General features: G+C 63.9%; 15 protein-coding genes. 3 read left to right on the forward strand and 12 right to left on the reverse strand.

All coding sequences use genetic code 11. From position 1 onward, the window contains the following. Positions 1-81 precede the first annotated feature (81 nt). From VGH41_RS10120 to VGH41_RS10165, 10 genes are all read right to left on the reverse strand, one after another. Positions 82-855, reverse strand: a complete 774-nt coding sequence (locus VGH41_RS10120; protein WP_331597266.1) for an MBL fold metallo-hydrolase — start codon at positions 853-855, stop codon at positions 82-84. A gap of 8 nt (positions 856-863) precedes the next feature. Then, entirely contained in the window at positions 864-2,000 is a 1,137-nt protein-coding gene (bamC, locus tag VGH41_RS10125) for an outer membrane protein assembly factor BamC (RefSeq protein WP_331597267.1), read from the reverse strand. Between the two features lie 110 nt (positions 2,001-2,110). Beyond that, on the reverse strand, positions 2,111-3,034 hold the full coding sequence (gene dapA, locus VGH41_RS10130; RefSeq protein ID WP_331597268.1) for a 4-hydroxy-tetrahydrodipicolinate synthase: 924 nt from the start codon (positions 3,032-3,034) through the stop codon (positions 2,111-2,113). 43 nt (positions 3,035-3,077) lie between these two features. Next, positions 3,078-3,695, reverse strand: a complete 618-nt coding sequence (locus tag VGH41_RS10135) for a class I SAM-dependent methyltransferase (protein ID WP_331597269.1) — start codon at positions 3,693-3,695, stop codon at positions 3,078-3,080. Positions 3,696-3,744: 49 nt separating this feature from the next. Continuing rightward, positions 3,745-4,947, reverse strand: a complete 1,203-nt coding sequence (locus tag VGH41_RS10140) for a tryptophan--tRNA ligase (protein ID WP_331597270.1) — start codon at positions 4,945-4,947, stop codon at positions 3,745-3,747. Between the two features lie 4 nt (positions 4,948-4,951). Next, positions 4,952-5,617: a site-2 protease family protein gene (locus VGH41_RS10145; RefSeq protein ID WP_331597271.1), complete on the reverse strand. Its 666-nt coding sequence runs from the start codon at positions 5,615-5,617 to the stop codon at positions 4,952-4,954. Positions 5,618-5,664: 47 nt separating this feature from the next. Then, the gene (locus VGH41_RS10150; protein WP_331597272.1) at positions 5,665-6,300 is read right to left on the reverse strand and encodes an L-threonylcarbamoyladenylate synthase; all 636 of its coding nucleotides are present in this window, start codon (positions 6,298-6,300) and stop codon (positions 5,665-5,667) included. 73 nt (positions 6,301-6,373) lie between these two features. Then, positions 6,374-7,204, reverse strand: coding sequence for a 3',5'-nucleoside bisphosphate phosphatase (locus VGH41_RS10155; protein ID WP_331597273.1), 831 nt, complete (start codon positions 7,202-7,204; stop codon positions 6,374-6,376). Positions 7,205-7,308: 104 nt separating this feature from the next. Beyond that, positions 7,309-8,193 (reverse strand): alpha/beta hydrolase, encoded by an 885-nt coding sequence (locus VGH41_RS10160; protein WP_331597274.1) that lies wholly within the window; start codon positions 8,191-8,193, stop codon positions 7,309-7,311. Positions 8,194-8,276: 83 nt separating this feature from the next. Then, complete coding sequence (locus VGH41_RS10165; RefSeq protein WP_331597275.1) at positions 8,277-9,131, reverse strand: ferritin-like domain-containing protein; 855 nt, start codon at positions 9,129-9,131, stop codon at positions 8,277-8,279. Between the two features lie 245 nt (positions 9,132-9,376). Here VGH41_RS10165 and VGH41_RS10170 point away from each other — a divergent pair, with 245 nt between their 5' ends. The 3 genes from VGH41_RS10170 (at position 9,377) to VGH41_RS10180 (ending at position 11,447) form a co-directional block, all read left to right on the forward strand. Continuing rightward, positions 9,377-9,901, forward strand: a complete 525-nt coding sequence (locus VGH41_RS10170; protein WP_331597276.1) for a gamma carbonic anhydrase family protein — start codon at positions 9,377-9,379, stop codon at positions 9,899-9,901. Between the two features lie 66 nt (positions 9,902-9,967). Continuing rightward, the gene (hslO, locus tag VGH41_RS10175) at positions 9,968-10,918 is read left to right on the forward strand and encodes an Hsp33 family molecular chaperone HslO (protein ID WP_331597278.1); all 951 of its coding nucleotides are present in this window, start codon (positions 9,968-9,970) and stop codon (positions 10,916-10,918) included. 127 nt (positions 10,919-11,045) lie between these two features. Beyond that, the gene (locus VGH41_RS10180) at positions 11,046-11,447 is read left to right on the forward strand and encodes a hypothetical protein (protein WP_331597279.1); all 402 of its coding nucleotides are present in this window, start codon (positions 11,046-11,048) and stop codon (positions 11,445-11,447) included. Positions 11,448-11,591: 144 nt separating this feature from the next. Here VGH41_RS10180 and ftsB read toward each other — a convergent pair whose 3' ends face one another. Then, entirely contained in the window at positions 11,592-12,041 is a 450-nt protein-coding gene (ftsB, locus tag VGH41_RS10185; RefSeq protein WP_331597280.1) for a cell division protein FtsB, read from the reverse strand. A gap of 98 nt (positions 12,042-12,139) precedes the next feature. Next, complete coding sequence (gene eno / locus VGH41_RS10190) at positions 12,140-13,423, reverse strand: phosphopyruvate hydratase (protein WP_331597281.1); 1,284 nt, start codon at positions 13,421-13,423, stop codon at positions 12,140-12,142. Positions 13,424-13,454: the final 31 nt, after the last annotated feature.

Here is a 13,454-nt window from a genome sequence, read left to right on the forward strand (position 1 = left end):
GACGGTTAGCCGTCATGGGCGTTTTTTATTTCTTCAGAGCATTCGGGGAGAGCCGGCAGACGCCGCAACGGCGCGGGAAGCTCAAAGGGTCAGCCAGGCAAATCCGTCATCTTGCGACGCCACCACGACTTCTGTCGCAGCTGCGCCGAGCACACCGGCCATGGCAGCCTGCGCCAGTGCCGGCGTATTGTTCTGCTGGCTCAGATGCGCGGCGATCAGGTGACGCAAGCGCGAGCGGTCGAGCGAAGCAAGAATCTCGGCCGCCGCCTCATTGTTCAGATGGCCGTGGTTGCCGCCGATGCGCGCTTTCAGCGACTGCGGATAACGGCTTGCCGCCAGCATCGAAACGTCGTGATTGCATTCCAGCACCAGCGCGTCGCAGCCGCTCAACACCGTGCTGATATGCGGCGTAGACGTACCCACGTCGGTTAGCACGCCCAGCCGCCCGGCGCCATCAGACAGCACGTACTGCAACGGCTCGCGGGCGTCGTGCGGAACGGTGTAAGGCAGCACACTGACATCGCCAATGGCGACCGCTTCGTCGCCCCACAGCACGTGCAGGTCGACGTCGGCTTCGTCAGCGCCGGTTGCACGCGCCGTGCCCCAGCTCATATACAGCGGGATCGACCACTTGCGCGCCAGCGTCAGCGCGCTGCCGATGTGGTCGCTGTGTTCGTGGGTAATCAGAATGGCGTCGAGATCCTCGACGCCCGAGCCGAGCCGCTGCAAACGGCGGTCGACTTCTTTCGCCGAGAAGCCGCAGTCGAGCAAAACGCGCGTGGTGGTCGCGCCGCTTTGCACTTCAACGAGCAAAGCATTGCCTTCACTGCCGCTTCCCAGGCTGGCGAACCGCACGGCCCGCCTTAGTTGAGTTGCGCGTGCAGCAGCGACACGATGCGCTGCGCGTCGGATGAGGTATCGACCTGGCCGTTCGCATCGAGCACCGCCACCTGGGTCAGTGCGTCACCCTTCGAGCGCACGTTCACGAGGAATTCCTGACCCGGTTTCTTCGACGAACCACTGTAGAACAGCTTGCCGAAGAATCCTTCTTTCTTCAGTTCCTGCATGGAGTCCGCGTAGCGCACGTAGTAGATGCCCTTTGCGCGGTCGCGGTTGTCGACCGCGAAGTTCGTGCGGTCGAGTGCCAGACCCACACGCAGCCAGGCGCGATCGAACGATTCCTGCAGATCGAGCGTGGCGGCACCCGCATCCATGGCGACCGTGACCGGTGCCGTGGCGGGCCGGGCGTCCGTCAGAAGCTGCTTCGACTGCGCATCGGTCAGGCCGAATTTTTGCATCAGCTTGGCGAGGAACAGCGCTTCCAGCGCCGGATCACGCGGACGCTCCACCCAACGCGACGAGGTCTTGTCCTGTCCCGTCAGCATTTCTTCCATTGCACTGTGTGTGATCGAAATGTCCGTCACGTCACTCGAACCGCGCGACACCAGCGTGCGGAAGCTGTCACGCGTGCCGGACGAGTACGCGAAATCGATGACCTTGCCGATGGTGCGACGGAACCAGTCGTCCGGAATGTTGGCGCGATTCTCGGCCCAGTCGGTCGTCATGATGCCCGTCTGCGGCGCATCGGTCTTCAGCACGAAACCGTTTTCCTGCCAGAATTCCTGCAGCTGCGGCCACAGTTGTTCCGGCGAGCGGCCGTCGACCACCAGCCAGCGGCGATCGCCATCGCGTTCGATATGCATGCCGAGCGGGTCTTGCGCGTTCGGCACGCCTTCGGTGGCGTTGCCGGCCGCCGTCACGTTACGCGTCGGCGCACCGCCCAATGCGAGATCGGCCGCCGGAGCGACGTATTTCTGAGTGGTCTGCGTGGCCTGCAGGTCGCCCGGAACATTCAGCGGCGGCGCCGTACCCGCGCCCTTGTAGTTGACGCGGTCGGAGGCAAACCAGTCGTTCAGCGTGTCGCAGCCGGCGAGCGTTACCAGGGCAAGCGCCAGCGCCGCCATGCGGGTTGCGTGGAGGGAAAGTGCGGAACGTTTCATGAGGTCCTTCGTGAAGCTGGAACGCGGTGCCTGGTTCAATGCCGGGAACGCGGGCGATATCGACGTCGGTTGAGGAAATGCCGGTGACGGGCTGCGAGGACTGATGATGCTCAGCCCAACAGGCCCGCTTCGCGCAGCGCCGCACGCACCACTTCGTGGTAGCGCGCATCGAGCGGGGTGAGCGGCAGGCGAATTCCGCCTTGCACACGCCCCAGTTGCTGCAGCGCCCACTTTGCCGGAATCGGATTCGATTCGATGAAGAGGTTCTTGTGCAGCGACAGGAGTTTCAGGTGGATCTCACGCGCGGTCTTCGCGTCAGCCGCGAGCGCGGCCTTGCACAGCTCGCTCATGGCACGCGGCGCGACGTTGGCGGTGACGGAAATATTGCCGTGGCCGCCCAGCAGCATCAGCGCGATTGCGGTCGGATCGTCACCGCTGTAAATGCCGAAGTGCGCCGGCGCCGACTTGATCAGGTGTGCAGCGCGATCCACATTGCCGGTGGCTTCCTTCACGCCGACGATGCCCGGCACCTGGGCGCAACGCAGGATCGTCTCGTTGGACATATCCGCGACCGTGCGACCCGGTACGTTGTAAAGGATGACCGGCAGGTCGACCGTCTCGGCGATCTTCGCAAAGTGGCGATAGATGCCTTCCTGAGTCGGCTTGTTGTAGTAAGGCACCACTTGCAGCGTCGCGTCCGCGCCGACCTGCTTCGCCTGCTGCGTCAGTTCGATCGCCTCAGTGGTGGAATTACCGCCCGAACCGGCGATCACCGGAATGCGGCCCGCCGTGTGGTCGACGGCGGTTTTGACCATTAGCACATGCTCTTCGACCGACAGCGTGGCCGACTCGCCGCTCGTCCCGACGACGACCAGCGCGTTGGTACCCTCTTCGATATGCCAGTCGATCAGTTTGCGGAACGCCGGCAGATCGAGGCTGCCGTCTTCGAGCATCGGGGTGATGATGGCCGGAATGCTGCCACGAATCTGGGGACCGTCGTTGCCCTGAATACCGCTTTGTGTGCCGTTAGCCATGAAACGCCATGAATTTGTTCAAGTAAACCGCGATTGTAGCGGATTAGCGAGCCAACTCGTAACAAGGCGGGGGTGCCGCCTGTGCTTCACCGGTGGCCGAGTCCGCCTCCAGAATCGCGCAGATCCGCTGGACGTAGGCCGGACGCGGCTGCGCAAGAAATCCGTCCTGAAACGCGACCACCCGCAAGCGCGGCCGCACGACGTCCAGCAGCTCGCCGGGTCCCAGCAAAAAGGCCGGGTTCGACGGTTTGCCGACGCGCTGATTGCCTTGTGCAAAGGTCTCGTAAATCAGCACGCCCGCCGGCGCGAGCGCCTGCAAAAGCTGCGGAAACAGCGGACGATGCAGGTAATTCGTCACCACCACCGCAGCAAACTTCGCGTCACCGGGTAACGGCCACGGCGCGGCTTCGATGTCGGCGGCAAGCGTCGTGATACGCGCTTCGTCGCGCATCGTGGCAAGAGCCGCCGCGTCGCGATCCAGCGCCGTCACTGGATGGCCCAACCGAGCGAAATAGCGTGCATGCCGCCCCGCTCCCGACGCGACGTCCAGCACCGCGCCGCCCGGCGCCACCAGATGCGCCCAATGGCGCACCCAGTGCGACGGCTCGCCGGGCGTCACATGGGAATTCGCCTGAGGATGGGGAGATGCGGCTTCGCTCATGGTCTGCAAAAAACGGGACGCGCGCAACAGGTTCGATACACCGGCGCCTTCAATTGTACGAGAGGCCCATGGCCTCGCGGACATCGCGCATGGTTTCGGTGGCGAATTTGCGGGCCTTGTCGCAGCCGTCGGCCACGATTGCGCGCAACAGCGACGGGTCGTCCATGTATTTTTGCGCCCGCTCGAGCATGGGCTGCTGTTCGCGCAGGATGCCTTCGATCACCGGCTGCTTGCATTCGAGACAGCCAATACCGGCCGAACGGCAACCCTTTTGAACCCATTCGTGGGTGGTTTCGTCGGTGTAGACCTGATGCAACTGCCACACCGGGCACTTGTCCGGATCGCCCGGATCGGTGCGGCGCACGCGCGCCGGGTCGGTCGGCATGGTGCGGACTTTCTTCGTGATGGTCTCCGCGTCTTCGCGCAAACCAATCGTATTGCCGTAGGACTTCGACATTTTCTGGCCGTCCAGACCCGGCATGCGCGACGCTTCGGTCAGCATGGCTTGCGGCTCGACCAGAATGATCTTGCGCGAGCCTTCGAGATAGCCGAACAGACGCTCGCGGTCGTTCATCGACAGGCTTTGCGACTCCTGCAACATCGCACGCGCCTGTTCGAGCGCCTCGTCGTCGCCTTCCTGCTGATACGCATTGCGCAGTTCGTGATACAGCTTCGAGCGCTTGCCGCCCAGCTTCTTCGCCGCTTCGTTGGCCTTCTCTTCGAAGCCCGGCTCACGGCCATACAGGTAGTTGAAGCGCCGCGCGATTTCACGCGTCATCTCGACGTGCGGGACCTGGTCTTCGCCCACCGGCACGAGCGAGCCGCGGTACAGCAGAATGTCCGCTGCCATCAGCACCGGATAGCCGAGGAAGCCGTAGGTGGACAGGTCTTTGTCCTTCAGCTTCTCCATCTGCTCCTTGTAGGTCGGCACGCGTTCGAGCCAGCCGAGCGGCGTGCTCATGCCGAGCAGCAACGCCAGTTCCGCATGCTCGGGCACCTTGCTCTGGATGAACAGCGTTGCCTGGGCCGGATCGATCCCCGACGCGAGCCAGTCGATCAGCACTTCCCAGACGTTCTTTTCGATCACTTCGGGCGTTTCGTAGTGCGTGGTGAGCGCGTGCCAGTCGACCACACAGAAGAAGCACGGATATTCGGACTGCAGCCGCACCCAGTTTTTCAGCACACCGTGATAGTGGCCGAGGTGCAGGGAGCCGGTAGGCCGCATGCCGGAGAAGATACGGTCAGGGAACATGGTTTTATTGAAAAAGCGAAACGAGAGGGTTCAGGATGGCGGTCACGGCGTCATAGCCCAGATTGACGAGCGGACTCAGCCAGTAGCGGGTCAGCATACCCGTCATCACCAGCGCCATCACGATAAAAAAACCGTAAGGCTCGATGCGCGACAGCGCAATCGCCTGACGCGGCGGCAGCAATGCCGCCAGCACACGCCCGCCGTCGAGCGGCGGCAGCGGAAACAGATTGATCACGCCGAGCACCAGATTGACGCCGATACCGGCCGCGGCCATCCGCGTGAAAAACGGCTCGTCGACGCTCAGCACCGCCAGCGCCACGCCGAACAGGCCCCACACCAGCGCTTGCGCGAAGTTGCACAGCGGGCCGGCGAGCGCCACCCAGAGGCTGCCCCAGCGCGGATTGCGCAGATTGCCGAAGGCAACCGGCACCGGCTTCGCGTAGCCGAACATGAACGCGCCACTGGTGGCGAAATACAGCAGCAGTGGAATCGCGATGGTGCCGAGCGGGTCGATGTGGCGCATCGGATTGAACGAAACGCGGCCGAGTACGTAGGCCGTGTTGTCGCCCAGCAGGCGGGCGACGTAACCGTGAGCGGCTTCGTGCAGCGTGATGGCGAAAATGACCGGCAGTGCGTAGACCGCAATGGTTTGTATCAGGGAGGAGTCCATAACCCGCTATTGTAACAACGCGATGACGTGCGTCTGTCCGCTTTCGCTCATGCCGGCTGTTCAAGACCAAATGGCGCCAGGCTGCCGCGCCCGGCCCGTACCAGCACCGGCTCTTCTCCCGTCAGATCGACGATGGTCGACGGCTCGCACGGGCACGCTCCGCCGTCGATCACCAGATCGACCTGCTTTTCCAGACGCGCGCGGATTTCTTCCGCGTCGTTCAATGGCTGTGTCTCGCCCGGCATGATCAGCGTCGTGCCGAGCAGCGGCTGGCCGAGTTCTTCGAGAATCGCCAGCGTGATCGCATGATCCGGCACGCGCAGACCGATGGTCTTGCGCGACGGATGCGACAGCCGCCGCGGCACTTCTTTGGTGGCCTCGAGCACGAACACGTACGGACCCGGCGTGACCGATCTGATCAGCCGGTACTGGCGGTTATCGACCATCGCGAAGTTCGCCAGCTCCGACAGGTCGCGCACCAGCAGCGATAACAACTGCTTTTCGTCGAGGCCGCGAATGCGCCGCAGACGCTCCACGGCACTTTTGTCGTCGAGATGACAGGCGAGCGCGTAGCTGGAATCGGTCGGCAACGCGACCACGCCGCCGTCCTCGATGATCTGCGCGGCCTGTTTGATGAGGCGCGGCTGCGGATTGTCCGGATGCAGGCGAAAGAATTGGGACATGATGGTGATCAGAGTCGGACGCAGCGCGAGGCTCGTCCCGGGGCCGGTGACGGTTCACGCCCGCAGCGTGCCTTCACAGCCAGCGTTCCCAGACAGGCTTGAGGTCGGCGGGCAGCGGCGGCAGGCTGCCTAGTTCGACGCGGCCCTCGCCCGCTGCGTGGAAATCGGAGCCGCGCGAAGCTTCGAAACCGAAGCGCCGCGCCACATCCGCATATTCGCGATACTGATCCGGCGTGTGGCTGCCGGTCACGACTTCGATGGCCTTGCCGCCCAGGTCGATAAACTCGCCGAACAGCGCGTCGAATTCGACTGGCGTGTAGTCGTAGCGGCCCGGATGTGCAATCACCGCTTCGCCGCCGGCTATCTGGATCCAGCGCACGGCGTCGGCCAGCTTCGACCAGCGGTGCGCGATGTAACCCGGCTTGCCGTCGCCCAGAAAGCGGTTGAATACGTCCTGCGTCGAACTGGCGTAACCCTCTTCGACCATAAAGCGCGCGAAATGGGTGCGCGAAATCATGTCGGGATTGGACACGTACTTGAGCGCGCCTTCGTAGGCATCCGGAACGCCCAGCGTGGCCAGCCGTTCGCCGATCGCCTCGGCGCGCGCGGCGCGGCCGTCACGGGTGCGTGCGAGCCCCTGGACGAGGGTTTCGCATTCCGGATCGACATGTAGACCCACGATGTGCACCGTACGCCCCGCCCACGTCACCGAAATCTCGACGCCGCTCAGGTAGCGCATGCCGAGTTCCTCGGCCACCCGCCGCGCCTCCTGCTGGCCGCCGATCTCGTCATGATCGGTCAGCGCCCAGAGCGTGACGCCGCCTGCGTGCGCGCGGCGCGCGACGTCGGCAGGCGCAAACTGGCCGTCGGAAACGGTGGAATGACAATGCAGGTCGGCGTTCATCGATGTCTTAAGAAAGTTCTGAGCCCATTTTACTGCAACGCAGTATCTGCAGGCGCAGACGATTCGATGACACGCGCGGCGCGCGGCGAACCGCTCCGCGAAAACTAGGCGCAAAACGCTTCGATCAGCGCCGCGACCTGCTCCGGCTGATCGTGATGGATCATGTGGCCAGCCTCGTCGATGATCTTTTCGCGCCAGTTCGGGAAAGCCGTAAAGCGCGCCTTGAACTCGTCGAGCGGAATTTCGCCGGCAATACTGGCGAGCGTCGGCGAACCGGCTGCTTCGACGTGCAACACTTTGGCGCTGACGTTGGCCCAGATCGCCATCACTTCGTCGAGGCGGTAGAGCATGGGGCCGCGCAGCTTGTGCGCCGGATCGGCCAGCAACATGAATCCGCCTGCGCCGTCCGGCTTGGACCAGTGCTCGGCCAGAAACCGCGCCCGCTGCGGCGCGAGGCGCGGGTTGGTCTTGATCAGGCGCGCGGCGACGTCGTCAAGCGACCCGTAGCGCTTCAATTGCGGCGGCTCGCGCAACTCGTCGAGCCAGCCACGCAGGCGGCGCGGCGCCTGACTCGCTCTCGCCGGCGCGAGGCCGAAGCCTTCCAGATCCACCACCCGCCGCACCCGTTCCGGGCGTGCGCCGGCGTACAGGCACACCACATTGGCGCCCATGCTGTGACCCACCAGGTTCACTTCGCCACCCGGCGCGTAATGATCGAGTAGCGCGTCGAGATCGGCCACGTAATCGTGAAACCAGTAGCCGCCACCGCCGCGCTCGGCGACCGGCCAGTCCGACAGCCCGAAGCCGCGGGCATCGGGCGCGATCACCTGCCATTGGCCGGCTAGCGCGTCGACCACGAACTGGAACGACGCGGCCACATCCATCCAGCCGTGCAGCATGAACAGCGTCGGCGCGTTCGGATTGCCCCAGCGCCGGACGTGCAGACGCACGCCGCGCACGGACACGAAGTCAGATTCGGAGGGATTCATGGACGAAGAGCACAAAAAAGAATGGTCGTTCGATTATAGCGAGATAGCCCGACGCGCGTGCGTGCGATGCGTGGAGGCGCGGCTCAGTCGGTGGCGGCCGCCGTCCCGTCGAGTCCGGCCAGCGCCGCCAGCTCGGTTTCGTCGAACCCGGCGTCCCGGCGCGCCTCGAAATTGAACGGACCGCGCAATTTCGGTGCGTGATACTGCTCCGCGAGACGCACGTAGGTCGTGTGCGGATCGTGGCCGCCCTGCTCGCACAGATAGCGGAACCAGCGGTTGCCGATCAGCACATGGCCGATCTCGTCACGCAGGATGACGTCGAGAATCGCCGCGGACGCGTGATCGCCCGCCTGTTGCAAGCGTGCGCGGATGGGCGGCGAGGCGTCCAGACCGCGCGCCTCCAGCGTGCGCGGCACGAGGGCCATGCGCGCCAGAACGTCGCCGCGCGTGCGCTCGCACATATCCCACAGGCCGTCGTGGGCGGGAAAATCGCCGTATTCGTGGTCGAATTCGGCGAGACGCGCCACCAGCAGCGAGAAATGATGCGACTCTTCCGCCGCCACCTTCAGCCAGTCCGTATAGAACGCGCCGGGCATGGCGGAGAAACGCCAGACCGCGTCGAGAGCAAGATTGATGGCATTGAATTCGATGTGCGCGAGCGCGTGCAGCAGCACCGCGCGCCCCTCGGGCGACTGCATGCTGCGCCGCCCGAGCTTGCGCGGCTCGACCAGCTCGGGCCGCGCCGGGCGTCCCGGCAGACCGGACAACTCGCCGAGCACAGCAGCAGGATGGCATACCGCGCCACCCTCGAGCACGGCCGCATACAGCGCCTGCACGGCTGCGGCCTTGGCCGCCGGAGCGGGCTCGCGCAGTGCTGCCAGAGCCGCGGAGCGGGCGCAGATGGGTCGGACGGTCGTAGCAGGAACGGCAGAATTCATGTCACCAGAACAGAAGAGAAGCAGCTTCACGGACAGCCGTGCGGACAGGAAGCTGGAGCGCCGCCAGACACGCCGGATCACAGGTGGCAAACCGGACAGGCGTCGCAGACGTTCCGCGTGGAAGCGGCAATCCCAGCGACCAAACCACACAACCGTTTACAATACGCGATTGGACCATATGGCGCGCCTTTTGCGCTGCTGCGCCCGCCGTCGACGGCGCGGCGACCGATTCACGAGGAGTCACTGTGGCAATCTACAAGCTTGGCGATGCAGCCCCGACCATCCATGAAAGCGTGTTCGTCGCGGATACGGCGACCATCATCGGGAAAGTCTCGCTCGAAGAGAATTCGAGTGTCTGGTTCGGCGCGGCGATTCGCGGCGACAACGAACTGATTACAGTCGGCACGGGCAGCAATGTGCAGGAAGGCGCCGTGCTGCATACGGATCCCGGCTTTCCGCTCACCATCGAAGCCAATGTGACCATCGGCCATCAGGCCATGCTCCATGGCTGCACCATCAAGGAAGGCGCGCTCGTCGGAATTCAGGCGGTGGTCTTGAATGGAGCGGTAATCGGCCGCAACTGTCTGGTCGGGGCCGGCGCCGTCGTCACCGAAGGCAAGGTATTTCCTGACAATTCGCTGATTCTGGGCGCGCCCGCCAAAGTTGTCCGTGAGCTGACCGAAGAGGACATTGCCGGTCTGCAGCGCAACGCCGCCAATTACGCTGAGCGACGGGCCTATTTCAAGGCGCAGCTGGTGCGCATCGGCTAACACCTCGCCGTTGTGCCCGGCGCGCAAGCGCGGCAACCTGCTGCGCGATTCGACCGAGGAAAAGTTGTGAACGACCAGTTGCAAAAATTCATGTTCAGCGCAGCGCCCGTGCGCGGCGAAATCGTCTCGCTGCGCAATACGTGGCAGGAAGTGCTGACGCGCCGCGATTATCCGGCGCCCGTGCGCACCATACTCGGCGAGATGATGGCTGCCTGCGCGCTGCTGTCGGCGAACCTGAAGTTCGACGGCACGCTCGTCATGCAGATTTTCGGTGACGGCCCCGTGAAGATGCTGGTGGTGCAATGCAGCTCGGATCTTTCGATGCGCGCCACGGCCAAGTTTTCCGGCGAAGCGGACAGCTTCATCAGCGACGACGCGACGCTGGTCGAACTGCTGAACGCAAGCGGCTATGGCCGTTGCGTGATTACCCTCGACCCGCGCGTCAAGCATCCCGGCCAGCAGCCCTACCAGGGTATCGTGCCGCTCTCGGGTGTCGATGGTCCGCTCAAATCGATGGCAGAAGTGCTCGAACACTACATGCATCACTCGGAGCAGCTGGACACGCGCCTGTGGCTCGCCGCGAATACCGAGCGTGCCGTCGGCATGCTGTTGCAAAAGCTGCCCGGCGACGGCGGCATCGTCCCGCATCCGGGCGAACTCGACGCCGACACGTGGGAGCGCGTCTGCACGCTCGGCAGCACCCTGTCGCAGGACGAACTGCTGAAGGAAGAACCGGAGACCGTGTTCCGCCGCCTGTTCTGGCAGGAAAACGTCACGCATTTCGAGCCGGCGCCCGCGCGTTTCGAATGCAGCTGCTCGCGCGAGAAAGTCGGCGCGATGCTGAAAATGCTCGGCCGCGAAGAGGTGGACGGCGTGATCGAAGAACGTGGCCACGTCGAGATTCACTGCGAGTTCTGCAATCAGCGTTATGAATTCGACCCGGTCGATGTGGCGCAACTTTTTGTTGCCAGCGGGCTCTCAGAAGGCGTGTCGCCCGCTGCCGAGCAGCGGCATTAAGAACGCGCGTCGAGCGCGCCGCCTCGCGGCTCTGCAGGGTCTTCGCGGGCGGCAGGCGGCGCGCTATCGTTGATCGTTGGATGCGCCGGTAGATTTTTACTTAGGCGTCCGACTGATGGAGGCCAACATGACAACATCTATCCCGTTACTGCAAAGCGTACGCCCCGTTGGCCCCGTTGCCGCGTTCTCCGCTGCGTTCTCCGTATTGGCCGGCGGCACCCTGTTGAGCGGCTGCGTGATGGACCCACCAGGGCCGTCCCCCATCTACAGCCGCCTGCCCGCTGACCAGTCGGGCCTGCCGAACGGCGTGCGGCCGCTGACCGAGGCGGAACGTCAACGCTACGACGCCATCGACAAACAGGTGATGGCCGAACAGAACCAGGCCATCGCCGCCGACAATGCCGCGCAGGCCTGGTCGCGTTATTACGCCCCGCCGGTCACCGTGTATGGCGGCTACTACGGCGGCGGTTGGGGATCGGGCTGGGGCGGCGGTGTGGGCTATGGCTACGCGCCGGGATGGGGATGGTGATGCGCGGCTGAGCGAACGCGCGGTTCGCGTCGCGCTCGCCACGTTGCAGGCAATAAAAAAGCTCGGAAAACCGAGCTTTTTTATTGCCTGTGCCACTCGTGCCACGGGAGCCGCGCGGACAAGCGCCGCTGGCCACCCCTCGCCTCAGTGCGCCGGCTTCTTGTCCTTCGAAACCTTGCTGTCCGCCGCATTCTTGCCACCGTGCTTGCGATCCGGTTTCGCACGCGATACCGGATTCGGCACCACCCGCACCGGGGCCGCCGACACCTCGCCGCGCGTCGAAGTATTGGTCGAAGCGCTATTCGGGGTGGGCAACGGCTGATTCGGCGACACGAATTGCACGAACACTTCGCCGTCCTTCACCATGCCCATTTCATAGCGGGCCCGCTCTTCGACCGCGGCCGTGCCGTTTTGCAGATCCTGCACTTCACCGGCAATACGCTCGTTGCGCAGCTTTTCGTCGGCGTTCTTTTGCAGTTGCTGCGCAAGCTCTCCTTGCAACTCGTGGACGCGCAGCCAGCCGCCATGCCCCCACCAGAGCGGGTACTGGATCAGCGCCAGCAGAACGATCAGGACAGCAGTAACAAGCCGCATGAAGTAAGCACAATAAATACGCGCCGCCCTGCGCTTTACGCAGGGCGGCGGGCTGAATCAGAAACGAAGGTCGACCGGCTTGACCGTCAAGGCTATGGTCAACGCAGGTTGTAGAACGCCGACTTGCCCGGATAGCTGGCGATATCGCCGAGATCTTCTTCAATCCGCAGCAGCTGATTGTATTTCGAGATCCGGTCGCTGCGCGACAGCGAACCCGTCTTGATCTGACCGGCATTCAGGCCCACCGCGATATCCGCGATCGTCGAATCTTCGGTTTCGCCCGAACGGTGCGAGATCACGGCCGTGTAGCCGGCGCGCTTGGCCATTTCGATGGCCGCGAAGGTTTCCGTCAGCGTACCGATCTGGTTGATCTTGATCAGGATCGAGTTGGCGATGCCCTTTTCGATGCCTTCCTTCAGGATGCGCGTGTTGGTGACGAACAGATCGTCGCCGACCAGCTGGATCTTCTTGCCGAGCTTGTCGGTCAGGATCTTCCAGCCGGCCCAGTCGCTTTCGTGCATGCCGTCTTCGATCGACACGATGGGGAACTTGTCGGCCAGATTCGCCAGGTAGTCAGCGAATTCCGTCGACGACAGTTGCAGGCCCTCGCCCGCCAACTGGTACTTGCCGTCGTGGTAGAACTCGCTCGCGGCGCAGTCCAGTGCCAGCAGCACGTCTTCGCCCGCGCGGTAGCCCGCTTTTTCGATGGCTTGCAGAATGGTCGACAGGCATTCGTCGTTGCTGCCGAAGTTCGGTGCGAAACCGCCTTCGTCGCCCACGGCCGTGCTCATGCCGCGGTCGCTCAGGATTTTCTTCAGGGCGTGGAACACTTCGGCGCCGCAGCGCAGTGCTTCGCGGAAGGTCGGCTGGCTGACCGGCACGATCATGAATTCCTGGATGTCCAGGCTGTTGTTGGCGTGCGCGCCGCCGTTGACGATGTTCATCATCGGGACCGGCAGTTGCATTGCGCCCGAGCCGCCGAAGTAGCGGTACAGCGGCAGGCCGGCTTCTTCAGCCGCTGCCTTGGCGACGGCCATCGACACGGCCAGCATCGCGTTGGCGCCGAGGCGCGACTTGTTCTCGGTGCCGTCGAGTTCGAGCAGGGTCTTGTCGAGGAAGGCTTGTTCCGACGCGTCGAGGCCCATGATCGCCTCGGAGATTTCGGTGTTGATGTGCTCGACAGCCTTCAACACGCCCTTCCCGCTGTAGCGGCCGGCTTCGCCGTCGCGCAGTTCGATGGCTTCGCGCGAACCCGTCGATGCGCCCGACGGAACCGCAGCGCGGCCCATCGTGCCCGACTCGAGCAGCACGTCGCATTCGACGGTGGGGTTGCCTCGCGAATCGAGAATCTCTCGACCGATGATATCTACGATAGCACTCATGGTTTCCTCAAGAAATGACGTTGAATTCTTT

Origin of the sequence: Paraburkholderia sp. (assembly GCF_036488795.1) — a bacterium.
Taxonomy (GTDB): domain Bacteria; phylum Pseudomonadota; class Gammaproteobacteria; order Burkholderiales; family Burkholderiaceae; genus Paraburkholderia.